The following is a 22,847-nucleotide window of genomic DNA, read 5'->3' as shown; positions in this document are numbered from 1 at the left end:
GGTTCTCAGATTAGAGAGACGCAAGATGACAGACGCCGCCCTCTCCCCCGCCTCCGTGAAAGCCAGCCCCTTCAATGAGCTTGAGGTCCTGTGGGTGCGCCACTGGACCGACAGCCTGTTCAGCTTCGGCGTCAAACGGCCCGAGGACTTCCGCTTCCGCTCGGGCGAATTCGTGATGATCGGCTTGCCGGGCGAAAACGGCGGAAAGCCTGTTTTGCGCGCCTATTCCATCGCCAGCCCTTGCTGGGCCGAGGAGCTGGAGTTCTTCTCGATCAAGGTCGCCGACGGCCCCCTGACCTCGCGCCTGCAGAAGATCCAGCCCGGCGACACCGTCCTGATGGGCAAGAAGCCGACCGGCACCCTGGTTCTGGACGCCCTGACTGGCGGCGAACGCCTGTTTCTGATCGGCACCGGCACGGGGCTGGCGCCTTGGCTCAGCGTCGCGCGCGATCCAGAGACCTATTCCCGCTTCGGCCATGTCTATGTGATCCACACGGTCCGCAGCGTCGCCGACCTGGCCTACCGCGACTTCTTCACCCGCGAAATCCACGACGATCCTCTGATCGGCGACGAGGCCAAGGCCCAGCTGACCTACTATCCGACGGTCACCCGCGAAGCGTTCGAGACGCCGGGCCGGATTACCGACCGCATCAAGTCCGGCGACTTCTTCCGCGACCTGGGCCTGCCCGAGGGGTTCGACCCCGCCCGCGACCGCGCCATGCTGTGCGGCTCCATGGCCATGATCAAGGAAGCCGGCGAACTGCTGGAGACCTATGGCCTGAAGGAAGGCTCCAACGCCGAACCGGCCGACTATGTTCTGGAACGCGCCTTCGTCGGTTGAGACAGTCTGACGGCTTGGCTTGCGCGGCCTGACCCGCTAACCCCACGCCCATGTCAAAGCCTGCTCTTGTCGCCGTCGATGCGCGCGTCGATCCCGCCGAATGCCAGTCGATGGCCGAGGTCCGCCAGGGCGTCGACGCCCTGGACCGCGCCCTGGTCGCCCTGCTGGCCGAGCGCCAGCGCTACATGGACGCCGCCGCCCGCATAAAGCCCGACCGCGACGCCGTCTTCGACCAGGCCCGGATCGATGACGTGGTCGCCAAGGTTCTGGTCTCAGCGGAAGCGCACAATTTGTCGCCCGACATCGCCGAACCCGTCTGGCGTCTGCTGATCGACCGCTGCATCGCCCACGAGTTCGCCACCTACGACCGCACGCGCAGCTGAACGCGACAAGCCCGTCTAGGTCTTGAGACTTCTCAGCATGATTTCGTGGCGATAGGCCGCGACGTCAGCCAAGGCCGCCTCCAGCGCATCACGCACCCGTTCCACAGCCGGCGCGGCCAGCTTCTGATCCACTGCTTCCGCCTCGGCGCAGATCATCGCCAGGTCTCGCGCGCCGATGCCCGCCGCCGCGCCCCGGATCGTATGGACCCCGTCGCGCCAGCCCTCGACCTTGGGATCCAGCATGACGGACCACAGGCCGGCCTGATTGACGAACAGGCCCAACACTTCCTCGTTGATGGCGTCGTCCCCGCCCGTCATGCCGTTCAGTACGGTGAAATCGACGGCGCCCGTCAGATCCCGCAAAGCCATCAGGCCGCCGTCTCCTCGCCTTTGGCCAGGCGCGAGTTCCTGGACGACCACAGCAGATAAATGGCGATCCCGATCACATTCCAGACGACGAAGCCGATCTGCGTCACCGGCTTCAGGCTCAGGAAGAAGACGATACATCCGATCACGCTGACTGCCCCAACCACCGGCCACAGCGGGGCCTTGAACACCCGCTTGCGACCGGGCTCGCGGATGCGCAGGACGATCAGACAAACCCCGACCGAGCAGAAGGCCGCCAGCGTCCCGGCATTGGCCAGCGACGCCAGTTCGTCCAGCGGCAACAGCCCCGCCAGGATCGCCACGACGATGGCGGTGAACACCGTCACCACCGCCGGCACGCCCCGGCTCGACACCTTGGCCAGGCGACGCGGCAACAGGCCGTCGCGCGCCATGCCCAGGAAGATGCGGCTCTGGCCGAACAGGAAAGCCAGCAGCACGGTCGGAAGCGCGATCACCGCCGCCGCCGCAATCCACTGGGCCGCCGTCCCCTGTCCCATCTGGCGCAGGATCAGGGCCAGCGGCTCGGGGCTGCTGGCGAAGGTCGCGACAGGTCGCGCGCCGATGGCTGCGGCCGCAACGACCAGATACAGCGCCGTGCAGATCAGCATGGAGCCGACGATGCCGATGGCCAGGTCACGCTCAGGCTTCTTGGTCTCTTCCGCCGCCGTCGAGATGGCGTCAAAGCCGTAGAAGGCGAAGAAGATGATCGCCGCCGCCGCCATTACCCCGGTTTGGACGAAGGGCGCGCCGAAGCCGTTGGGCATGAAGGGCGTGAAATGCTCGGGCTTGAACGCCGGCAGGGCGATGGCGACGAATACCACCAAGGCCGCGATCTTGATCAGGACCAGCACCGCGTTCAGCGTCGCGCTCTCCTTGGTGCCCAGCAGAAGCAGGCCCGTCACCACCCCGATGATGGCCACGGCCGGCAGGTTGATGATGCCCCCCGCATGCGGCCCGGCGACCAGCGCCGTCGGCAGATCGATCCCCAGCCCGCTCAGGAAGCCGACCGCATAGCCGGACCAGCCCACCGCCACGGCGCTGACGACCAGCGAATATTCCAGGATCAGGCTCCACCCCACGATCCAGGCGATCAACTCACCCAGCACCGCATAGGAATAGGTGTAGGCGCTGCCCGCCGTCGGCATCATGGTCGACAGTTCGGCATAGGCCAGAGCCGCGCAGGCGCAGACCAGTCCCGCAAGGCCAAAGCTGATCAACACGGCCGGGCCCGCCAACCCCGCCCCGACCCCGATCAGCGTCAGGATGCCGGTGCCGACGATGGCCCCCACGCCCAGGGCCAGCAGGTGCGGCCAGCTCAACGTCGGCTTCAGCCGCGGTCCGTCGTGCGGCGCCATCATGGTGTCGATTGATCGACGCCGGTTCCAGAAGGCCATGATGTTCGCTCCCCCGCCGCTTGCCGCGACTGATTCCACGGGGACCATACTCCGTCGCAGAAAGTTTGCGAAAGCGCTTGCCAACCCCCGAACCGCTGGGTAGTAGGAGCGCCCTTCGGCAAGGCCTCGCCCCCGAAGACGCAGACGATCGGTCGGGTGATTAGCTCAGTTGGTAGAGCAGCTGACTCTTAATCAGCGGGTCGTAGGTTCGAACCCTACATCACCCACCATCGTCTTTCCCTAGCTTCCCAACAGCCTCTTGGATTTCGCGCGGCGTGGCTTAAATGCCGATGCCTGCCGCTGAACGGAATCCGACCTATGGCCGACTACGACTACGACCTCTTCGTCATCGGCGCCGGTTCAGGCGGAGTGCGGGCGGCGCGGCTGACGGCTCTGGATGGCAAGAAGGTCGCGGTCGCCGAGGAGTATCGGGTCGGCGGCACCTGCGTCATCCGTGGCTGCGTGCCCAAGAAGTTCATGGTCATGGCCTCCGAGGTCAGCCACGCGCTCGAGATCGCCGAGGGCTACGGCTGGTCGTTCGACAACGCCAGGTTCGACTGGCCCACCTTCCTTGAAGCCAAGGACGTCGAGATCGCGCGCCTGTCCGGCATCTATGCCGCCAATCTGGGCAAGGCCGGGGTTGAACTGGTGCACGGGCGCGCGGTTCTGAAAGACGCCCATACGGTGGAGATTGTTGGCAAGGATCGCACCATCACCGCCGAAAAGATCCTGATCGCCACGGGCGGCCGCCCGTGGAAGCCGGACGAACTACCGGGGATCGAGCACGCAATCACGTCTGAAGAAGCCTTCCACCTTCCGGAACTGCCCCAGCGCATCCTGATTGCGGGCGGCGGCTATATCGCGGTGGAGTTCGCCGGCATCTTCGCGGGCCTGGGCGTCGAGACGACCCTGATCTATCGCGGCCCCAACATCCTGCGCGGCTTCGATGACGATGTGCGCGCGCACCTGGCCGGAGAGATCGAAAAGCGGGGCATCAAGGTCATTCTGGGCTGCCAGCACGAGAAGATCGAAAAGACCGAGACCGGCCTGGTCAACCACCTCGAAAACGGGATGAAGCTGGAGACGGACGTCGTCATGTTCGCCACCGGCCGCATCCCGTACGTCAAGGATCTGGGGCTGGAGAGCGCAGGCGTCGCGCTGAATGAGACCGGCGCCATCAAGGTCGATCCCTATTCCAAGACGACGGCCGACAACATCTGGGCCATCGGCGACGTCACCGACCGGATGAACCTGACGCCCGTCGCCATCCGCGAAGCCGTCGCCTTCCATCAGACCGTCTATCGCGACAATCCCCAGCACTTCGACTACGAGGCCGTGGCCACCGCCGTCTTCAGCCAGCCGCCGGTCGGGGTCGTGGGCCTCAGCGAGGCCGAGGCCCGCCGCTCCTGCTCGAACGGCGTCGATGTCTATGTCACCCGGTTCCGGCCCATGAAATACGCCTTCACCGGCTCGGATGAGCGGGTGCTGATGAAGCTGGTGGTCGATGCCGACAGCCAGCGCGTGGTCGGCGTCCATATCGTCGGCCCCGACAGCCCCGAGATGATCCAGCTGGCAGCCATCGCGGTGAAGGCCGGTCTGACCAAGGCGCAGTGGGACGCCACGTGCGCCGTCCACCCCACCATGGCGGAAGAGCTGGTCACGCTGAAGGAGAAGCAGTCGGGCGCGACCTCGGCCGGCTGACGGTTGCTTTTAGGGCCTGGGCCGCTCGCGGAATCGTTCAAGCAGGTCCAGACGGGCGCTGAGGGGCACGGGCGTCACGGTCGGTCCCGAATTGACGAAGTTCATCAGCCGGGTGTCTGTCAGCGTCGCTGTGGGCCAGCGTGGCCGCCCGACGCCGTTGGGATCGCCCGAGCGCGCGAAGGCGGTCCAATAGCTCATCATGGCCTCCGACGCCTTTCGGTCCCGATCCTCGACGGGATACGGCAGAGTGTTCAACGTGCCGAACACATAGGGCCGCTCGATCGCATGGGTCGCGCCGCCATGCGGCTCGGGATTCTGTGGCGACGAGATATCGAACCGATAGAGCCAGGCCGGATGACCCGCCTTGGCATGCAGTCGCGCAAGCATCCGGGCCGGCTCCGAGAAGACCAAATCCGTGATCGCCAGCTTGTCGAACGCCTCCAGCCCGCCATAGGCCTGAACGGCGTCGGCGCGCTCGAGCCAGGTCATGTCATCGTCGATCTGACCATAGCCGTTGCGATCCGTGGGCCGCATCCACCAGAACTCGGCGCTGTTGCTGCCGATGATGAAGGGCACCGGAGCCTGCCGCCCCGCCTTGAACGCTGCCTCGACCGTGGACGGCACGATCCGCCCGTCGATCAGCGTCAGGTCGCCGTTGGCGAAAACCGGGGGCGGCGTCAGGAACAGATCGGCCGGCGCCGCGCGCAAATCCGCCGCCGTTCGCAGTCCCGCGCCATAGGCCCACACCTCGCCGCGCTCGCGCGCTGAGGGCGCGCCATAGGCGCCCTTGCGGTCCAGCGGCGTCTGCAACTCCCGCCCCAGGCCGGACTGAACGATCGCCCGGTCGAACAGACCGCGCGCCGGCGGCGAGATCATCAGTCGCGTGACAATCGCCCCGCCTGCCGACTCGCCAAAGATGGTCACGTTCTTGGGGTCGCCACCAAAGGCCGCGATATTGGCGCGCACCCATTTCAGCGCCGCCGTCACGTCCATCAGGCCGTAATTCCCCGCCGCCTCGCCCGCCGGCCGCTCGGCCGCCAGCGCCGGATGATCGAAGAAGCCCAGCCGCCCCAGCCGATAGTTCAGCGTCACCACGACCATGCCGCGCTTGGCCAGGTTGGTACCATCATACAGCGGCGCGGTTCCCGACCCGTTGACCAGACCGCCGCCATGAATCCAGATCATGACCGGGGCAGGTTGCGCCGCGCTGATCGGCCGCCAGACGTTCAGGTTCAGACAGTCCTCGCTCATCGGCAAAGGACCGACGCCGGGGTCGCCGTTCGGCGGCGCCTGGATGCACAGCGGACCGTAGGCCGAGGCGTCGCGCTGGCCCTGCCAGGTCGGCGCGGGGCCGGGCGGTCGCCAACGCCGCTCGGCCGTCGGCGGCGCGGCATAGGGAATGTTCTTGAACGCAGCCACTTCGGCATCCGCGCGTCCGGTCAGGACGCCCTGCGGAATGCGGACGGTGGGCTGGTCGGCTGCGGGCGCCATCATGAGCGAGAGGGTGGCGAAAACGCCGGCGATTGTCATGCGCGCTGATTAGCAAATTACGGCGGCGCGCCAATAATCTTGCGATCACAGTTCACGACAGCGAAGCCAGAGAACCGATTTCGATGTCGCGCGTTATCGCCAAGCTGTGCGGGGTAAGCGTTGAACGAAGCGGCAAAATCCGGAGATCCGACCATTAACTTGGGTGCGGCTTTCAAGGCCTCGCCCAATCCCTATGTGCTGCTCACGCCTGACCTGCGGATCGCCGAGGTCAATCAGGCCTATATGGATGTCACGGGCGCCAAGCGCAGCGAAGTGTTGGGCCAACCGCTCTTTGCCGCCTTCGACTCGGGCCCTGGCTCGGACGCCCCGGAGAACGTCCGCCAAGTCCGTGCGTCACTGGAAAAGGCGCGCGACACCCGACAACGCGATCATCTGGCAGTCGTGCGATTCTCTATGCCCCGAGCGCAGCCGGACGGCAGCGAGATTTTTGAAGAGCGTCTGTGGAGCGCCACCCATACGCCCATACTGAACGCCGACGGCGAAGTGGTCATGCTGCTTCAGCACACCATGGATGTGACGGACCTGGCGCCCGTCATCCGCCCGGACGAGCCGACGACCGCTTTGGACGCCATCGTGGGCGGGTCGGTCCTTCGCCGCGCTCAGTCCGTCCAGGAAGACAATCGTCGCCTGGAAACCGAGCGGAACCGCTTGGTCGAAATGTTCATGCAGGCCCCCGGCTTCGTCGCGATCATGTCCGGACCGGACCATCGGTTCCAGATGCACAACGACGCCTACAGCCAGCTCATCGGACACCGGGATATCGCCGGCAAGCCGGTCAGGCAGGCCCTGCCGGAACTGGAAGGCCAAGGCTTCTACGATCTGCTCGACAGCGTCTTCGCCACAGGCGAACCCTATGAAGGGCGCGAGAGCGCGGCCCAGCTGCAGCGTAAGCCCGATGGGCTGCTCGAAACCGTCTATCTCAACTTCATCTATCAACCGATCCGCGACGACGCGGGCGCGGTGGTGGGCATCTTCGTGCAGGGTCACGACATCACCGAGAACGTCCTGGCCGCCCAGCGCCAGAAGTTGATGATCGACGAACTGAATCATCGCGTGAAGAACACCTTGGCCACGGTGCAATCGATCGCCATCCAGACGGCCCGTTCCAACACCGACCCGGCCAGCTTCGCCGAGACCTTCCAGTCCCGGATCATGGCCCTGTCGCATACGCACAACCTGCTGACCCAAAGCCATTGGGAAGGCGCCGATCTGCGCGCCATTCTGGAGCACGAGACAGAGGCCTATGGACCGACCCGGATCAGCCTCAACGGACCGCCGGTGTCGCTGGAACCCGCTGTCGTCCTGTCGCTCGGCATGATCTTCCACGAGCTCGCGACGAACGCCGCCAAATATGGCGCGCTGCATACGCCGGACGGTCGCATCTTTATCGACTGGGGATTGGCCGACCAGAGACACCGAAAGCTGAAGTTGAGCTGGCGCGAAATCGGCGGCCCCAAGGTTGCGGTTCCGGCCAGGAAGGGCTTTGGCAGCCGTTTGATTGAGCGAAACATTCGCCATGATCTGGCGGGCGAGATCGATCTGGTCTACGCCCCCGAAGGATTGATCGCGGAACTGACAGTTCCATTGGACAGGACGGCCGCACAATGACCCAGCCCCTCACCGGCCGCCGCGTGCTTGTCGTCGAAGACGAGTCGCTCGTCGCCATGCTCTTGGAAACAATCCTGGAGGACATGGAGTGCGTGCCGATCGGTCCCGCGTCCAATGTGGACGAAGGTCAGAAGCTGGCGCGCGATACGGAGAATCTCGACGCCGCCCTGCTGGACGTCAACGTCGCCGGCCGTCAGGTCTTTCCCGTCGCCGAGGCGCTGAAGGAACGCGGCGTGCCGTTCGTCTTTTCGACCGGCTACGGCGAAGGCGGACTGCCCGACGAATGGCGAGGCCAGCCTACGATCCAGAAGCCCTTCACAGAACTCGCCATCCGTGACGCCCTGATGAAGGCCATGGGAGTGGCTCAAGCCTGAGGCCTAGCTCGGCATCCGCCGCGGCGCGAACCATCCGTCATCGGTATTCTGCACGGACCCTGCGACGGCCAGCACCTTGAGCGTATGTGTAATCAGCCGCTTCGCACGCGGCCGACTGCCCTCGAACTCGTCCATCAACTCGGTCGGCGACATCGGAACGCCCTGTCGGCGCAGGATTGAGAGCAGGCTGGACGCCAGAACGCCGGGCTGGTCGGGAAACAGGGCCTTCTGCCTCGATGTCGGTAGAAGAGGCTGCGCCGGTTTTGCAGTCCCTTCCCGCACCTTGCCGGTTTGATAGTCTGGTCGCAGGAAGTGGATGTCTCCCTGCGCCTCCTGCTCCGCCCTGGTCTGGTTCAGCTGGATCAGGCGCTCGACGATCTGCCTGTCCGCCAGGTCGTCAGGCCAGCCATAGGCCTTGGCGACCAGCCGATCGAGGCGCTGATGCAGATGGTCGATGATGCCGACGCGCCCCTGGTCATAGATCGCACGTTCAGCGTCCGACACGTGATCGCCCAAGCCTATCCTGGCTCTGGCGTTGTAAAGGCCGGTCATCGTCAAGGCGTCGCTGTCGCGCAGTACGTCAGCCCTCACGGCATCAAGTTCTTCGGCCAGGACGCCGATCTCCGCCGCCAAGGCGGCGCCTGCATCCGGAAATGGAAAGGTGTCGAAACAGGCGCCTTTCACATAGACGGCCTCGCGTTCGTATTCGCCGATACGGCCGGCGTTGGCGGCGAACCATGCGCGATGCTGGCGCGAAGACAAGACGCCAAGCACGAACGGATCATCGCTGGCGATCACCACCAGCTTGTTGTCCGGCAAGGTGGCGGCATCCATGAATCTAAACCAGCGATGTTTGGCGGTTTCTATGGTGACGATAAAGCGGCTCAATCCCTCCAGGGCGTCGCGCAGATCACGACGCGGCTCTCCGAATATCCACCAGTTGTCGCGATAGGCCGCCCGGTTGTTGCGATTCCGATCCGGCTTCACCGTCTCCAGCAGATGCTGGAACAGCAGCGGATGCCGACGACGCGCCTCGCCCTCGTCCCAGCCGAAGAAATCAATGACCTGCAGCCCGCGTGATCGATCCGCCAGATCTCGGCCATTACGGTAGTCGCGAACCGGCGACGGCGCCTGCGGGTCTGAGCCGGACAGGAGGCGTTCGGCCTTCTCTGACGTGACCTGAAACCCCGAGCCCATCAGCTGCACGCCGCGATAGGCCAGCACGGCGTTGGCCTTCAGCTGTCGAACGCGCGTCAATCGACTGTCCAGCATCAGGTCCGCGCCGATGTCGCCGTGACGCTCCTCGAACGTCGTGGCATCCGCATCCTTGACCCTCAGCCATCGTCCCTGTCCGTCCGGCTCGCCCCGCTCGGCGACCGACATGGCGATCCTGACGTCAGCGCATCCCACGCCCCTGGCCCACGGATGATCCGCGATGGCGAAGACGATCCTGATCGGCGGTCGTTTGGCCAGATGGTGTTCGATTACCCGTCGCGAGAAGGTCTGGGTGATCGAATTGGTGGTGATGAACCCAAAGCGCCGCAACCGCGTATCTGGCTCGATCAGGATTTCCGCCGCCCGATCCCACCAGGCCATGACCAGGTCTGCCGAAAGAAATCGACCGCCCCGGATCGCTGCAAGGGCATCGACGTAGCCGTCGCCCAACTCTCGTCTCAGGCCCTTGCCGCCAATGAAGGGCGGATTGCCGACGATGAATTCAACGTCCGGCCAAGGTGTGGGTCGCGGGTCGATATAGCGAACTCGCTCTCGCTCGGCCTGATCACGTCCATGGACCACCTCGACGCGCGAGAACCCCAGCAGGGCGTCGGCGTGTCGGATGGTGCGAAAGTTCTTGAGGATGGGCTCCGACGGCATCGGCGCGCCGGATATGCGGAAGTGCCACTGAAGATGGCCGATCCACATGACCATCTCGGCGATCCAGGCGGCGTTGGCGTTCTTTTCTATCCCATAGAATTGCTCGGGGCTGACCACCCGCCCGTCGAAAGCCAGCACGCCCTGATGCTCGCCCATCTCTCCCAGGGCGCTGAAGATTTCCTCTTCCAGCTCCTTCATCATCCGCATGGCGACATAGAGAAAATTGCCCGTGCCACAGGCGGGATCCAGCACGCGCGTCTTGCACAGCTGATCATGAAACGCGTGCAGGCGGCGACGCGCCTTGGCGACGTCGCCCTGCATGAACTCCGCAACGGCTTCGCCCTCCACCGCCTCCCAATCCGCGCGCAACGGTTCCATGATCGTCGGCGCGATCAGGCGCTCGACATAGGCGCGAGGCGTGTAATGCGCGCCCAGTTCGGCCCGCTCAGCCGGGTCTAGCGCCTGCTCCAGCAGGGTTCCGAAGATGGCTGGCTCGACATCGGTCCAGTCGCTCTTCGCCGCAGCGATCAAGGCCTCCAACTCGCCTTCCTCGATGGGCAGCGTCTCGACCGTGCTGTAGAGGCCGCCGTTGAACCGGCGGATCTGTTGGCGGGTGGCGAGGCAATAGCCGCCCTGATCCATCGCCATGAACAACGACCGCGCGCCCTGGTGGAAACGCTCCGCCTCCCCGCGATAGCTTTCGAGCAAGCTCAGAAAGCTGCGCCGCTCGATCAGGCCGACGCTGTCCGCAAACATGGCGAAGATGCATTGCATCACGAAACGCGCGGTCTTGCTCGCCTGCGCGGCGCGATCGACTGGCCCAAGCCCGGCCTGTCGCCGACCGTTGATCGACTTTACCAACCAGGCCAGAGACTTTGCGATTTCCGTCGTAACCGCCGCCGACCGGGCGGCCGGATCGAGCGACATCGGATCGGTCCAGACCCGGCGCAGCCGCTCTCTAACCTCAGGCGAGCGCAGCTGGTCCAGCGTGATCCGATAGCCCGCCCGATCTGGAAACGGCGCATAGATCTTGCCTTGCCTCGCAAAGTCCGACCACAGCTCGATCGACCGTCCGACATCCACCGTGATCAGAAACGGCGGCCATTCGGCCAAGGCCTTGGCGTAGTTTTCAGCCTGCCGCTTGGCGACCCGCATGACGCGATCGAGCGCCTCCATCGACGGCGCATGCGCCTTTCCGGCGGACTTGCCCAATAAGGCCAGTTGCGCGGCGGGGTCCAGCGGACCTCCGTCGCGGCGTTTGCGCGACTGTTTGGCCTCCAGGACGAAACAGTCCCGTTTGGCGCAATCGATCCAGCCCGCCGTCGTCTGCCCATTGTCGTGATGAAAGCGGATCGGCCGCTCGAAGCAATAGTCCAGATCGCCCGCGCGTTCGTCGTCCGGCGCGGGGACGCCGATCAGGCGGCAGAGCTGAATGATGAAGGTCTGATAGTGGGCGCGTTCGCTGATCGGCGCAGCGGACCAATGACTGATGAAGACTTCGACATCGTTTGATTGTTCTGCATCCATGCAGACAATCTATGGTTCGATTCCTAAGCACAATCTATACGTGTTTTCTGTCTCTGTATGCAACGTTAAGCAAGGGCTTGCCCAGCCAGTAACAAAGCTCGGCCGGTCGCGAGATATCCCAGATCGCAAGGTCGGCCGCCTTTCCGGCTTCGAGCGTCCCAATCTCGGCAAGAATCCCAAGCGCCCGCGCCGCCTCTCGCGTCGCGCCGGCCAAGGCCTCTTCCGGGGTCAGGCGGAACTGAACACAGGCGAGGTTGAGCGCCGCGGTCATGGAAGCGACGGGCGAGGTGCCAGGATTGCAGTCGGTGGCGACGGCCATCCGCACGCCGTGGCGGCGCAGCAGATCCACGGGCGGAGCCTTCGTCTCGCGCAGCATCAGATAGGCGCCGGGGAGCAGGACGGCGACCACCCCGGCTGCGGCCATGGCGGCAACGCCTTCCTCGTTCGCATGTTCGATATGATCGGCGGACAGAGCCTGATAGCGCGCCGCAAGGGCCGCACCGCCGCCGTTCGACAACTGGTCGGCGTGCAGCTTGACCGGCAGCCTCAGCGCGCGCGCCTTGTCGAACAGGCGCGACACTTCCGCGGCCGAGAAGGCGATGGGCTCGCAATAGGCGTCGACCGCATCGACCAGACCTTCGGCATGGGCGGCAGGCAGGATGTGGTCGATGGCCAGGTCGACATAGGCCGCCCGGTCGTCGCGATATTCAGGCGGCACGGCATGCAGACCGAGATAGCTGGTACGGACACGCACCCCGCCCTCGCGCCCGATCCGGCGGGCAACGCGCAGCATCTTCAGCTCGGTCTCAAGGTCGAGACCATAGCCGGACTTGATCTCGACGGTGGTGACTCCGGTGGCCTTTAGCCCCGCCACACGCGTCATGGCCGAGGCGAACAGGTCATCCTCCGATGCGGCGCGTGTGTCCTTCACGGACGCGACGATGCCGCCGCCCGCACGCGCGATCTCCTCATAGGTCGCGCCGCCCAGCCGCTGTTCGAACTCGGCCGAACGGTCGCCGCCGAACACCAAATGGGTGTGGCAGTCGATCAGGCCAGGCGTGATCCAGCGCCCGTCCAGCCGCTCGGTTTCAGCCGCCTCAACGGCCAGCAGGTCAGCGCGTGGTCCCACCCAGGCGATCCGGCCATCGGCGACGACCACGGCGGCATCCTGAATGGTGCCATAGGGAACCGGTCCCTCGACCATGGTGGCGACATGGCAGTCGATCAGCAGACGGTCGGCTTTCATCGGCGAGGCTCCTTCGCCAAAACGGTTGAATGGGCTGACGAGAAGCGCGCCACCAGATCGTAGCGGTCGCCGGGGAAGGTCTGCCACACCCGTGTCACCCCCTGCCCGTCCCGCCACGTCCGGCGTTCGACGCACAGACAGGCGGCGCCGGGCTTGAGTTCCAGTAGCCGTGCAGCGCGGGCGTCCGCCGCGATCGCCGAAATGCGATTCTCAGCCTCGGTCCAGGGCGCCGAGTCCAGCAGCCAGCTTCCTGGCGGAACCGTATGAAAATCCACGTCTATGGCTTGAGGCGCCGCGCCGACCGCGATGAGCCGATGTTCCAAGGCCAGCGGCGCACCGTCGGCGCTGTGCAGACACGTCAGATCCAGCAGACGACCACCCGACGCGAGTTCGATTTCGTCCTCTCCGTCCGGCTCGCGTTCGATCCGCTGCAGCAGGACATAGCCGTAAGCCTGCCCGCGCTCGATCACCTCGGCCCGCAGGTCAGGTATAGCCAGAACGGCGGCGTGGGCCTTGGGCTGGGCGACGAAGGTGCCGGCGCGACGTCGGCGCGTCACCAGCCCCCGCCCCGCCAGTTCCGAGATGGCCTTGGACACCGTCATGCGCGAACAGCCGTAGCGTTCGGTCAGCTCATGCTCGAACGGAATGCGGTCACCGGGCGATAGCTCGCCAGACAGGATAAGCCCCTCAAGATCGGCATAGATGCGGCGATGCAGGCTCACCCCAACACCGCCGACAGGGCCTTGCGATAGCGCGCCTCGATGCCGTCCCGCGCGATATGGCGGCCGTCTTTCACGACCTCCCGCCCCGCTCGCCACACCGAATGGATCGAGCCCGTCGGCGCGGCAAAGATCCAGCTGTCGAGGACCGCATCGCCCAACCGTCCCGCAAAGGCGACGCCGCTCGTATTCAGCGACACGATGTCCGCCGACGCCCCGACGCTCAGACCTGACGCCGCGCCCGTCGCCTGGACGCCGCCCACCAACGCGCGATCAAACAAGGCGCGGCCCGTCGAGCGTTCAGGGTCCGCCATGACGGCGCGACCGCGTAGCGCCAGCCGCTGACTGTATTCCAGCATCCGCAGTTCCTCTGCGACGCCGATCTGCACGTTGGAATCGGTCCCGATGCCGAACCGGCCGCCGGCGCGCGTGAAATCGACCGCCGGGAAGACGCCGTCGCCCAGATTGGCCTCGGTGATCGGGCACAGGCCGACGACGGCGTCGCGCGCGACGACGCCGCGCCACTCGGCCTCAGTCACATGGGTGGAGTGGATCAGGCACCAACGCGGATCGACCGGCGCATTGGCCAGGAGCCATTCGACTGGCCGCGCGCCCGACCAGGCCAGACAGTCCGCCACCTCTTTGGTCTGTTCGGCGACATGGATATGGATCGGCCCGTCGCCCGCCAGCGCAGGCATGGCCGCCAATTCGTCCGGGCTGACGGCGCGCAGGCTGTGCGGCGCGACCCCGACCACGGCGTCGGGCAGATCGGCGGTCAGGGTCCGGCATCGCGACACCAGATCGGCGAAGCCGTTCAGATCGTTGATGAAGCGCCGCTGTCCATGCGCCGGCGGCTGTCCGCCGAACCCGGCATGGGCGTAGAAGACCGGCAGCAGGGTCAGGGCGATGCCGGTCGCCTGTGCCGCCGCCACGATCCGCGCGGCGATCTCGGCCCGGTCCGAATAGGCCGCGCCCGACGGGTCATTGTGCAGATAATGGAACTCGGCGACGCGGGTGAAGCCGCCCTCCAGCATTTCCATGAAGGCCAGGGCGGTGATGGCCTCAATCTCTTCCGGACCGCCGCGATCAAGGAAGCGGTACATCAGCTCGCGCCACGTCCAGAAGTCGTCGTCCGCAGGGCCCCTCGCTTCGGTCAGGCCCGCCATGGCGCGCTGGAAGGCGTGGCTGTGGACATTGGCGACGCCCGGCAAGGCGACACCGCCCCCTTCGTCAGCCGGGCTGCGCGCAACGTCTGTTTCAAGACTGACAATCCGTCCGCCAGCCACGCCGATCCGCACATCGCGCGCCCAGCCGTTGGGCAAGAGGGCCGCCTCGAACCAGAGGGTGCGATCCACAGGCTGCGGCTGAAGGGTCACTGGACAGGTCCGTGTCGTTGCGATCAATATGTCTAGACATACCACGATGGATCGATTTGGCGAGGGAGGCTGAACGGATGCAGGACTGGCTGACCATCCATGAAGGCGCGGCGCCGCTGGTGATCGGCCTTCCGCACACGGGGACCGAGATTCCGGCCGCTATCGAGGCGCGGATGACCTCATCCTGGCTGGCCCGCAAGGACGCGGACTGGTGGGTAGATCGGCTGTACGATTTCGCGATCGACATGGGCGCGACCCTGGTGCGAACGGGCGTGTCGCGCAGCGTCATCGACGTGAATCGCGATCCGTCGGGCGTCTCACTCTATCCCGGCATGACCACGACCGGCTTGTGTCCGACCGAAACCTTCGACGGCGAGCCGCTGTATCGCCCAGACCAAGAACCCGACGCGGCCGAAATCGCCGAGCGACGCGCGACTTGGTTCGATCCCTATCACGCCGCCCTGCAGGGCCAGTTGGATCGACTGCGCAGCTCCGGCCAAGTGGTTCTCTACGACGCCCATTCCATCCGGTCCGTCGTGCCGCGCCTGTTCGAGGGCGAACTGCCGCAGTTTAACATCGGCGACAACGACGGCGCCACCTGCGCGCGCAGTCTGACCCAAGCCGTCGCGGTCGCCTGCACGGCCAGCGGCGACAGCGTGGTCGTCAACGGCCGCTTCAAGGGCGGATGGACCACCCGCCATTACGGCCAACCCGACGCAGGTGTCCACGCCATTCAAATGGAGTTGGCGGACCGGGGCTACATCCTCGATCCCGCCGGACCGGTGTCGCCCGACTACTGGCCCAGCCCTTATGAGCCGGACCGCGCCGAGCCGATGCGCGCCCATCTGCGCCGCGTCCTGACCGCCTGCATCGCCTTCGCCGAGAGCCAACGATGAACACGCCAAACGCCCGGATCGTCCGCAGCCCGCGCGGACCGGAAAAGACCGCCAAGACTTGGGCCGCCGAGGCGGCCATGCGCATGCTGATGAACAACCTCGATCCCGAGGTGGCCGAGCGCCCGCAGGACCTCGTCGTCTATGGCGGCATCGGCAAGGCGGCGCGGGATTGGGCGGCGTTCGACAGGATCGTGGAAACCCTTCAGACGCTTGAGGCCGACGAAACCCTGCTGGTGCAATCCGGTAAGCCGGTCGGCGTCTTCCGCACCCATGCCGACGCCCCGCGCGTGCTGATCGCCAACTCCAACCTCGTGCCGAAATGGGCGACCTGGGAGCATTTCAACGCACTCGATCGCAAGGGTCTGATGATGTACGGCCAGATGACGGCTGGATCATGGATATACATCGGCACCCAGGGCATTGTTCAGGGCACCTATGAGACCTTCATGGAGGCCGGTCGCCAGCACTACGGCGGCGACTGGTCGGGCAAGTGGATCCTGACCGCGGGCCTGGGCGGCATGGGCGGGGCCCAACCTCTCGCCGCGACCATGGCGGGCGCATCGTGCATCACGATCGAATGCCAACGCAGCCGCATCGAGTTCCGACTGCGGACACGCTACGTCGACGTCATGGCCGAAACCCTGGACCAAGCCCTGGCGTTGCTGGAGCAATCGCTCCAGGACAAGAAACCCTTGTCGATCGGCTTGTTAGGCAATGCAGCCGATCTGTTGCCTGAAATGGTTCGCCGCGGCGTGCGGCCTGATCTGGTCACAGACCAGACCAGCGCGCACGATGTGATCAACGGCTACCTCCCCTCCGGCTGGACCGTCGCGGAATGGGAGGACAAGCGCGTCAGCGATCCTGACAGCGTCGCCGCCGCCGCACGCACCTCCATTGTCGCTCACGTGAAGGCCATGCTGGACTTCCAGGCCATGGGCGTGCCGACCACCGACTATGGCAACAACATTCGTCAGGTCGCCTTCGACGCGGGCGTGACGAACGCCTTCGACTTTCCCGGCTTCGTGCCCGCCTACATCCGCCCGCTGTTCTGTCGGGGCATCGGTCCGTTCCGCTGGGCGGCCCTGACCGGCGATCCGGAAGATATCAGAAAGACAGACGCGGCGATGAAGCGCCTATTCCCGGACAATGCAGGTCTGCACCGCTGGCTCGATATGGCGGGCGAGCGCATTGCTTTTCAGGGGCTTCCGGCCCGCATCTGCTGGATCGGATTGGGTGATCGCCACCGAGCCGGTCTGATGTTCAACGACATGGTGGCGTCGGGCGAACTGTCGGGGCCGATCGTCATCGGCCGCGATCATCTCGACAGCGGCTCGGTCGCCAGCCCGAACCGCGAGACCGAGGCCATGGTGGACGGATCGGACGCCGTGTCCGACTGGCCGCTGCTGAACGCTCTGTTGAACACGGCCTCTGGCGCCAGCTGGGTGTCGCTGCACCACGGCGGCGGGGTCGGCATGGGCTATTCACAGCATTCAGGCGTCGTCATCGTCGCGGACGGGACGCCGGAGGCCGCCCAACGGCTTGAGCGGGTGTTGTGGAACGACCCCGCGACGGGCGTCATGCGTCACGCCGACGCCGGCTATGAGATCGCCCGCGCAGCCGCGCGCGAGCACGAACTGAACCTTCCGAGCCTGAAGGCCTGAGCCATGACCGCGATCACCCTCGGCCAATCGCCTCTCACCCTGGCGCAGCTTCGTGCGGTGCTGGAGGGGCCCGCTACCGTCTCATTGACGCCCACCGCCTGGACTGATGTGGACAGGGGCGCAGCGACCATCGCCGCCATCGTGGCCGAGGGGCGCACCGTCTATGGCGTCAACACCGGCTTCGGTCTGCTGGCCAACACCTCCATCGCGCCTGAAGATCTGGAAACGCTGCAGCGTAATCTGGTCCTCAGCCACGCCTGCGGGGTCGGGCCGCTGCTGCCGGATGCGGTGACGCGTCTGCTGATGGTGCTGAAGATCGCCAGCCTGTCGCGCGGCGCCTCCGGCGTTCGGCGCGAAACGCTTGAGGCCCTGATCGCTCTGGTCAACGCGGACATCCTGCCCTGCATTCCGTCTAAGGGATCGGTCGGCGCCTCGGGCGACCTGGCGCCCCTGGCTCATATGTCCTGCGTCCTGATCGGCGTGGGCGAGGCGCGGCTGAACGGCGAGACGTTGGAGGCCGAAGCGGCTCTAGCCAAGGTCGGTCTGACGCCGCTCACGCTCGGCCCTAAGGAAGGCCTGGCCCTGCTAAACGGCACCCAGTGTTCGACGGCGCTGGCCCTTGCCGGTCTGTTCGCGGCCGAGGCGGCGTTCGCCGCCGGGGTCGCCGCCGGCGCCTTGTCGGTCGATGCGCTGAAAGGGTCCGACGCCCCGTTCGATCATCGCATTCACGCCCTGCGCGGTCAGCCTGGCCAGATCGCCGTCGCCGCCCGCCTGCGCGAGCTGATGGCAGGCTCCGCCATCCGTGACAGTCACCGCGACGACTGTTCCAAGGTCCAGGACCCCTACTCCCTTCGGTGCCAGCCCCAAGTCATGGGCGCGGTCCTCGATGTGTTGACCAGCGCCGCCGCCACGTTGTCGCGCGAGGCCAACGCCGTCACCGACAATCCGCTGGTCTTCATCGAGGATGGCGACGTCATTTCGGGCGGAAACTTCCACGCCGAACCCGTTGCTTTCGCTGCTGATCAGATCGCCATGGCGCTCTGCGAGATCGGCAATATTTCGGAACGTCGCACCTCCATCCTCGTGGATCCCAAGATGAGCGAACTGCCGGCCTTCCTGGTCAAGGAAAGCGGCCTGAACTCTGGATTCATGATCGCCCAGGTGACGGCCGCGGCTTTGATCGCCGAGAACCGCATGGTCGCTCATCCGTGCAGCGTGGACACCGTGCCCACCAGCGCCAATCAGGAAGATCACGTCAGCATGGCCACCCACGGCGCCCGCCGCCTGCTGGACATGGCCGAGAATACGGCGACAGTGGTCGGTATCGAGCTTCTGGCGGCGGCGCAGGGACTGGAATTCCATCGGCCGCTCACCAGCTCGCCGGCGCTGGAACGGGTCTTCGCCATTGTCCGCGAAGCCGCCGCCCCTTATGCCAGCGACCACTATTTCGCCCCGGACATCGCCCGTGCGACAGACGCCGTGCGCGCTGGTCGTTACCGACCCTTCGCGGCCGACCTGCTGCCCTCGGCCTGATCCGCCTCAGCCGCCGAGAACACCCAGGTGTTCCAGTAGGATGGCCGTGCCCAGACCGATCAGGGCCACGCCGCCGATGATCTCGGCCGTCTTGCCGAAGCGCGTGCCCACGGCCTTGCCGATCAGCATGCCGATGGTGGTCAAGACGAAGGTGGTGAAGCCGATCGAGGCGGCGATCACCCAGATATTGGCCCCGATGAAGGCCAGACCCACGCCCACGGCCGCGGCGTCGATGCTGGTGCCCACCGCCGTCGCCACGAGCGCCCAGGGGCCGGACCGGCGCGGCGCCTCATCCTCGTCGGCGCCCCGCGACTGGACCCCTTCCCAGATCATCTTGCCGCCGACGATCAGAAGCAGGGTGAAGGCGATCCAGTGATCCACCTTTTCGACCAGGCCGGCGGCGATGATGCCCAATCCCCAGCCGATCAGGGGCGTGATCGCCTCGATGACGCCGAAGACCAGGCCGGCTTTGACGGCGTCCTTGACGGCAGGTCGATGCGACGCCCCGCGTCCGACGGCGGCCGCAAAAGCGTCAGTGGACATGCTGAGCGAGAGAATGGCGATGGCGCCTGGGGTCATGGGACAGCACTCGACCGGACGCGTGACAGCGGTCCTGCACCGGCCGGTCGCGGCGTCAGGACACGCTGGTCTCGCTAGGCGGTGGTTCCGCTGATCGCGCCACGCGCCGAAGCGCGAGTATGTTGACGCGATCCCGACGACAACGCCGGAAGCTACTCCCCAACAGGAGGCGGCTCTCTACACGCGGCGTCCCGCGCTTGGCAACCGTGCAGCTCGATCCAAGGGACGAAGGCGCGCGCCTGGCGCCTACTTCGGATTCATGATCATCGGCGGATTCTCGGGCGACGGAGTGTTCGCGCTGGCAGGCTGACGCGCGACCGTCAGGGCATAGGCGCCCATCTGATTGGGCCCATAGGCGCGGGCGCGCACGACATACCAGCCGTCGTCCGGCGCGGTCCAATCCAGCTTTGCGTGAGCGTCGGACAGGCTGTCATCATCGGTGGCCAGGCTGGTGAAGTCGCCGTCCTCGTCTTCCTTGCCCAAGTCGATGAAGGAGTCGAAGGCGTTCGACACCATCGTCAGACGCAGCTTCTCGTCCTTCTTGGCCTGGAAGCGATAGGCGTCGAAAAACGCGCCTTCGTCGCTCATGGCGGCGCTGTTGGACAGGGTTCCGCGCACGGTAGAACCGACCAGCAGACTGCCGGGCTTGGGCTCCGGCCCGCGATCCAGCAGTTCCAGCGAATAGAGGCCCTTGCTTTCCGCATCCAGAGGCATGGCGCGGACCACATAGTTCCCGCCCGACGGCAGGGTGAAGTTCAGCCGCGAATCCGTGCCCTCGGCCAGGCCGTCGTCATCGCTGGCCAGGGCCTCGAACTCACCGTCGGCCTTGCCGATCTCCAGATAGGCGTCGAAGTCGCCCGACCGCAGGATCGCCTGGACGCGCTGCCCCTCGGTTCCGGGAATGACGTAGGCGTCATAGTGTTTGCCGTCGTCCGCCTGGGGGTCGTCATCCGCGATCTCGCCCTCGACCTTTTGCCCGAGGGTCGCCGTGGTCGGCGGCGGCGGCGGCGCGGTTTCGGTGAGCTTCAGCGTATAGTCGCCCTCGGCTTCGTCGCTGAACCCGCGCGCCTCGATGATGTAGTCGCCGTCGGCATCCAAGGTGCGCGCGATGCGGGCGTCGGTGCCCGAGCCGGCGCCGTCATCATCCTCCGCCAGCACGGTATCGTCCGATGCACGGCGGAGCGTCAGATAGGCGTCGAAGTCGCTCGACTTCATCTCGATGGCGACGCGCTGGCCGTTTGTCCCTGTGAAGCGATAGGTTTCCGCGCGCTGGCCGCCGTCGTTCGTGGCGCTGTCCGAGCCCAGTTCACCCTTGATCTCGTCACCGATCGCGATCGGCTTTGACGGCGGCGCGGGCGGCGCCTCGGCCAGGCCCAGTTCGTAGCGACCCAGCCCGTCTTCCAGCGACGTGGCCCGGATCACATATTCGCCCGCGGTCGGCGCCGTGAAGGTCAGCCGCGAATTCAGCCCGCCGCCGGGCGCATCGTCGTTCGAACTGATCTCGACGAAATCGGGACCGTTCATCCGCCCCACCCGCACCAGGGGATCGAAGGCCTCAGAGTCCAGCGTCACCGCAAACCGATCGCCGGCGTTGGCGCGGAAGGCGTAGGCGTCATAGCGGCCGCCGTCCTCCTGCTCAGGATCGAGAGCCGTCAGTTCGCCGCTCTGGGTCGCCCCAACGCGAATGCCGCCGGGTCGCGGCGCACGCGGGGGCGCCGGGCGTTCCTGCAACGACAGCTGATAGTCGCCGCCGTCCAGTCCGCTCAGCGTCCGGGCTCTCAGAACATAGGTCCCCGCCAGTTCCGGCGTGAAGCGCAGCCGCGCATTGGTGCCGTCCCCCAATCCGTCGTCATCGGACGCCAGCGGCTCGCCCGCAGCCCCGTCGGCATAGACTTCCAAATAGGCGTCGAAAGCGTCCGATCGCAGCGTGGCTTCCAGCCTTTGACCCGCCCGCGCCTCAAACCGATAGTCGTCATAGCGATATTCGTCCGCCGAAGCCTTGGCGTCGCCATCACTAAGGCCGCCGTTCACATTGGCGCCGATGCGCAGAGACTGCGCGTCCTGGGCCACGGCCGGCGCGACCGCCCAAAACAGGGCCAGGGTGCTGACAGCGGCGACGAGCGACGGACGGTTCATGAATTCCTCCAGCATAGGCTGCGGATCATAGACGCCGAACCGTGACGGCTGTAAATCGCCGCCATCCTGATTTCCCGCCAGACGGAGCTGCCATGTCGGCCCAATCCACGCCTGCGACCCTGATCGACGGCAAGGCCTTCTCGGCCGCCCTGGTGGAACGCGTCGGCGCGGCCGTCGCCCGGTTGGAGGCCGCGCACGGCGTCAAGCCCGGCCTGGCCGTCGTCATCGTCGGTGAGGATCCGGCCAGCCAGATTTACGTCCGCAACAAGGGTGAGACGACGCTGCGCGCCGGCATGCGCTCTGACACCCACCGCCTGGCCAAATCGACCCGCCAGGACGAGCTGCTGGCCCTGATCGCCAAGTTGAATGCGGATGCCGGCATTCACGGCATCCTGGTCCAACTGCCCCTGCCCGCCCACATCGACGCGACGGTGGTTCTGGACGCCATTTCGCCGGACAAGGATGTGGACGGCTTTCACGTGGTCAATGCGGGTCGTCTGGCCGTCGGCCTGCCGGGTCTGGTCCCCTGCACCCCCCTGGGGTGTCTGATGCTGCTGAAGGATCAGCTCGGCGATCTGTCAGGCCTGAACGCCGTCATCGTCGGCCGCTCGAACATCGTCGGCAAACCGATGGCGCAACTGCTGCTGGCCGAAAGCTGCACGGTCACCATCGCCCACTCGCGCACGCGGGACTTACCCGAGGTCTGCCGCCGCGCCGACATTCTGGTCGCCGCCGTCGGTCGGCCCGAGATGATCAAGGGCGACTGGATCAAGCCGGGCGCGACCGTCATCGACGTGGGCATCAACCGCGTCCCGTCAGCCGATCCCGTCAAGGCCGCCGAGGGCAAGACCCGCGTCGTCGGCGACGTGGCCTTCAAGGAAGCGGTCGAGGTCGCAGGTCGCATCACCCCGGTGCCGGGCGGCGTCGGCCCCATGACCATCGCCTGTCTGCTGGCCAACACCTATTCGGCCGCCTGCCGCCTCAACAATATCCAACCGGAGCCATTGGACGCTTGATGCATTCATTGGGCCGGTGAATAGTCCCGCTCCACGGCGCTATC

General features: G+C 65.9%; 18 protein-coding genes, 1 tRNA gene and 1 riboswitch. Of the genes, 10 read left to right on the top strand and 9 right to left on the bottom strand.

The window, feature by feature from the left end; translation table 11 throughout:
* Window positions 1–25 precede the first annotated feature (25 nt).
* Complete coding sequence (locus DT343_RS04175; protein WP_112861855.1) at window positions 26–841, top strand: ferredoxin--NADP reductase; 816 nt, start codon at window positions 26–28, stop codon at window positions 839–841.
* Between the two features lie 50 nt (window positions 842–891).
* The gene (locus DT343_RS04170) at window positions 892–1,224 is read left to right on the top strand and encodes a chorismate mutase (RefSeq protein WP_055809054.1); all 333 of its coding nucleotides are present in this window, start codon (window positions 892–894) and stop codon (window positions 1,222–1,224) included.
* Window positions 1,225–1,239: 15 nt separating this feature from the next.
* Here the strand turns inward: DT343_RS04170 and DT343_RS04165 are convergent, their stop codons facing one another.
* Both DT343_RS04165 and DT343_RS04160 read right to left on the bottom strand, forming a co-directional pair.
* Complete coding sequence (locus DT343_RS04165; protein ID WP_112861854.1) at window positions 1,240–1,593, bottom strand: Hpt domain-containing protein; 354 nt, start codon at window positions 1,591–1,593, stop codon at window positions 1,240–1,242.
* Entirely contained in the window at window positions 1,593–3,005 is a 1,413-nt protein-coding gene (locus DT343_RS04160; RefSeq protein WP_112861853.1) for an amino acid permease, read from the bottom strand. The genes DT343_RS04165 and DT343_RS04160 overlap by 1 nt, the downstream gene beginning before the upstream one ends.
* A 154-nt stretch (window positions 3,006–3,159) precedes the next feature.
* On the opposite strand from DT343_RS04160, the gene DT343_RS04155 reads away from it, so the two are divergent.
* Both DT343_RS04155 and gor read left to right on the top strand, forming a co-directional pair.
* Window positions 3,160–3,235: transfer RNA gene (locus DT343_RS04155), tRNA-Lys, on the top strand.
* Between the two features lie 88 nt (window positions 3,236–3,323).
* A complete protein-coding gene (gene gor, locus DT343_RS04150) occupies window positions 3,324–4,706 on the top strand; it encodes a glutathione-disulfide reductase (RefSeq protein WP_112861852.1) in 1,383 nt (460 codons plus the stop codon).
* Window positions 4,707–4,715: 9 nt separating this feature from the next.
* On the opposite strand, the gene DT343_RS04145 is transcribed toward gor, so the two are convergent.
* Window positions 4,716–6,236: a carboxylesterase/lipase family protein gene (locus DT343_RS04145; RefSeq protein ID WP_112861851.1), complete on the bottom strand. Its 1,521-nt coding sequence runs from the start codon at window positions 6,234–6,236 to the stop codon at window positions 4,716–4,718.
* Window positions 6,237–6,395: 159 nt separating this feature from the next.
* On the opposite strand from DT343_RS04145, the gene DT343_RS04140 reads away from it, so the two are divergent.
* Entirely contained in the window at window positions 6,396–7,865 is a 1,470-nt protein-coding gene (locus DT343_RS04140) for a sensor histidine kinase (protein WP_220116456.1), read from the top strand.
* Complete coding sequence (locus tag DT343_RS04135; RefSeq protein WP_112861849.1) at window positions 7,862–8,239, top strand: response regulator; 378 nt, start codon at window positions 7,862–7,864, stop codon at window positions 8,237–8,239. Before DT343_RS04140 ends, DT343_RS04135 begins: the two co-directional genes overlap by 4 nt.
* Before the next feature lie 3 nt (window positions 8,240–8,242).
* Here the strand turns inward: DT343_RS04135 and DT343_RS04130 are convergent, their stop codons facing one another.
* Genes DT343_RS04130 through DT343_RS04115 form a run of 4 tightly spaced genes read right to left on the bottom strand, consistent with a single transcriptional unit; the run spans window position 8,243 to window position 14,982 of the window.
* Window positions 8,243–11,641: a class I SAM-dependent DNA methyltransferase gene (locus tag DT343_RS04130; RefSeq protein WP_112861848.1), complete on the bottom strand. Its 3,399-nt coding sequence runs from the start codon at window positions 11,639–11,641 to the stop codon at window positions 8,243–8,245.
* Window positions 11,642–11,675: 34 nt separating this feature from the next.
* Entirely contained in the window at window positions 11,676–12,887 is a 1,212-nt protein-coding gene (gene hutI / locus DT343_RS04125) for an imidazolonepropionase (protein WP_112861847.1), read from the bottom strand.
* Entirely contained in the window at window positions 12,884–13,609 is a 726-nt protein-coding gene (gene hutC, locus DT343_RS04120) for a histidine utilization repressor (protein ID WP_112861846.1), read from the bottom strand. Before hutC ends, hutI begins: the two co-directional genes overlap by 4 nt.
* Complete coding sequence (locus DT343_RS04115) at window positions 13,606–14,982, bottom strand: formimidoylglutamate deiminase (protein WP_258522497.1); 1,377 nt, start codon at window positions 14,980–14,982, stop codon at window positions 13,606–13,608. Before DT343_RS04115 ends, hutC begins: the two co-directional genes overlap by 4 nt.
* A 77-nt stretch (window positions 14,983–15,059) precedes the next feature.
* Here DT343_RS04115 and hutG point away from each other — a divergent pair, with 77 nt between their 5' ends.
* The 3 genes from hutG to hutH are packed head-to-tail and all read left to right on the top strand — an operon-like array spanning window position 15,060 to window position 19,072.
* Complete coding sequence (gene hutG, locus DT343_RS04110; protein ID WP_112861845.1) at window positions 15,060–15,878, top strand: N-formylglutamate deformylase; 819 nt, start codon at window positions 15,060–15,062, stop codon at window positions 15,876–15,878.
* Window positions 15,875–17,539, top strand: a complete 1,665-nt coding sequence (hutU, locus tag DT343_RS04105) for a urocanate hydratase (RefSeq protein WP_112861844.1) — start codon at window positions 15,875–15,877, stop codon at window positions 17,537–17,539. The genes hutG and hutU overlap by 4 nt, the downstream gene beginning before the upstream one ends.
* A 3-nt stretch (window positions 17,540–17,542) precedes the next feature.
* Window positions 17,543–19,072 (top strand): histidine ammonia-lyase, encoded by a 1,530-nt coding sequence (gene hutH / locus DT343_RS04100; RefSeq protein ID WP_112861843.1) that lies wholly within the window; start codon window positions 17,543–17,545, stop codon window positions 19,070–19,072.
* A 6-nt stretch (window positions 19,073–19,078) separates the two neighbouring features.
* On the opposite strand, the gene DT343_RS04095 is transcribed toward hutH, so the two are convergent.
* Both DT343_RS04095 and DT343_RS04090 read right to left on the bottom strand, forming a co-directional pair.
* The gene (locus tag DT343_RS04095) at window positions 19,079–19,651 is read right to left on the bottom strand and encodes a manganese efflux pump MntP (RefSeq protein WP_112861842.1); all 573 of its coding nucleotides are present in this window, start codon (window positions 19,649–19,651) and stop codon (window positions 19,079–19,081) included.
* Window positions 19,652–19,678: 27 nt separating this feature from the next.
* A riboswitch (yybP-ykoY riboswitch) is annotated at window positions 19,679–19,821 on the bottom strand.
* A gap of 76 nt (window positions 19,822–19,897) precedes the next feature.
* Window positions 19,898–21,787, bottom strand: a complete 1,890-nt coding sequence (locus DT343_RS04090) for a PPC domain-containing protein (protein WP_112862567.1) — start codon at window positions 21,785–21,787, stop codon at window positions 19,898–19,900.
* Between the two features lie 92 nt (window positions 21,788–21,879).
* Here DT343_RS04090 and folD point away from each other — a divergent pair, with 92 nt between their 5' ends.
* A complete protein-coding gene (gene folD, locus DT343_RS04085; RefSeq protein ID WP_112861841.1) occupies window positions 21,880–22,803 on the top strand; it encodes a bifunctional methylenetetrahydrofolate dehydrogenase/methenyltetrahydrofolate cyclohydrolase FolD in 924 nt (307 codons plus the stop codon).
* Window positions 22,804–22,847: the final 44 nt, after the last annotated feature.

It is taken from the genome of Brevundimonas vesicularis (genome assembly GCF_900445985.1).
GTDB classification, from domain to species: domain Bacteria; phylum Pseudomonadota; class Alphaproteobacteria; order Caulobacterales; family Caulobacteraceae; genus Brevundimonas; species Brevundimonas vesicularis_D.
This window is presented reverse-complemented; position numbering and strand designations above follow the sequence as displayed.

Excerpts from the sequence above, each read along its gene's own strand:
- DT343_RS04145 (WP_112861851.1), bottom strand. The coding sequence starts at position 6,236 with ATGACAATCGCCGGCGTTTTCGCCACCCTCTCGCTCATGATGGCGCCC.
- hutU (WP_112861844.1), top strand. The coding sequence starts at position 15,875 with ATGAACACGCCAAACGCCCGGATCGTCCGCAGCCCGCGCGGACCGGAA.
- DT343_RS04090 (WP_112862567.1), bottom strand. The coding sequence starts at position 21,787 with ATGAACCGTCCGTCGCTCGTCGCCGCTGTCAGCACCCTGGCCCTGTTT.
- DT343_RS04130 (WP_112861848.1), bottom strand. The coding sequence starts at position 11,641 with ATGGATGCAGAACAATCAAACGATGTCGAAGTCTTCATCAGTCATTGG.
- DT343_RS04160 (WP_112861853.1), bottom strand. The coding sequence starts at position 3,005 with ATGGCCTTCTGGAACCGGCGTCGATCAATCGACACCATGATGGCGCCG.
- gor (WP_112861852.1), top strand. The coding sequence starts at position 3,324 with ATGGCCGACTACGACTACGACCTCTTCGTCATCGGCGCCGGTTCAGGC.
- DT343_RS04175 (WP_112861855.1), top strand. The coding sequence starts at position 26 with ATGACAGACGCCGCCCTCTCCCCCGCCTCCGTGAAAGCCAGCCCCTTC.
- DT343_RS04170 (WP_055809054.1), top strand. The coding sequence starts at position 892 with ATGTCAAAGCCTGCTCTTGTCGCCGTCGATGCGCGCGTCGATCCCGCC.
- hutG (WP_112861845.1), top strand. The coding sequence starts at position 15,060 with ATGCAGGACTGGCTGACCATCCATGAAGGCGCGGCGCCGCTGGTGATC.
- folD (WP_112861841.1), top strand. The coding sequence starts at position 21,880 with ATGTCGGCCCAATCCACGCCTGCGACCCTGATCGACGGCAAGGCCTTC.
- DT343_RS04165 (WP_112861854.1), bottom strand. The coding sequence starts at position 1,593 with ATGGCTTTGCGGGATCTGACGGGCGCCGTCGATTTCACCGTACTGAAC.
- hutI (WP_112861847.1), bottom strand. The coding sequence starts at position 12,887 with ATGAAAGCCGACCGTCTGCTGATCGACTGCCATGTCGCCACCATGGTC.
- hutH (WP_112861843.1), top strand. The coding sequence starts at position 17,543 with ATGACCGCGATCACCCTCGGCCAATCGCCTCTCACCCTGGCGCAGCTT.
- DT343_RS04135 (WP_112861849.1), top strand. The coding sequence starts at position 7,862 with ATGACCCAGCCCCTCACCGGCCGCCGCGTGCTTGTCGTCGAAGACGAG.
- DT343_RS04095 (WP_112861842.1), bottom strand. The coding sequence starts at position 19,651 with ATGACCCCAGGCGCCATCGCCATTCTCTCGCTCAGCATGTCCACTGAC.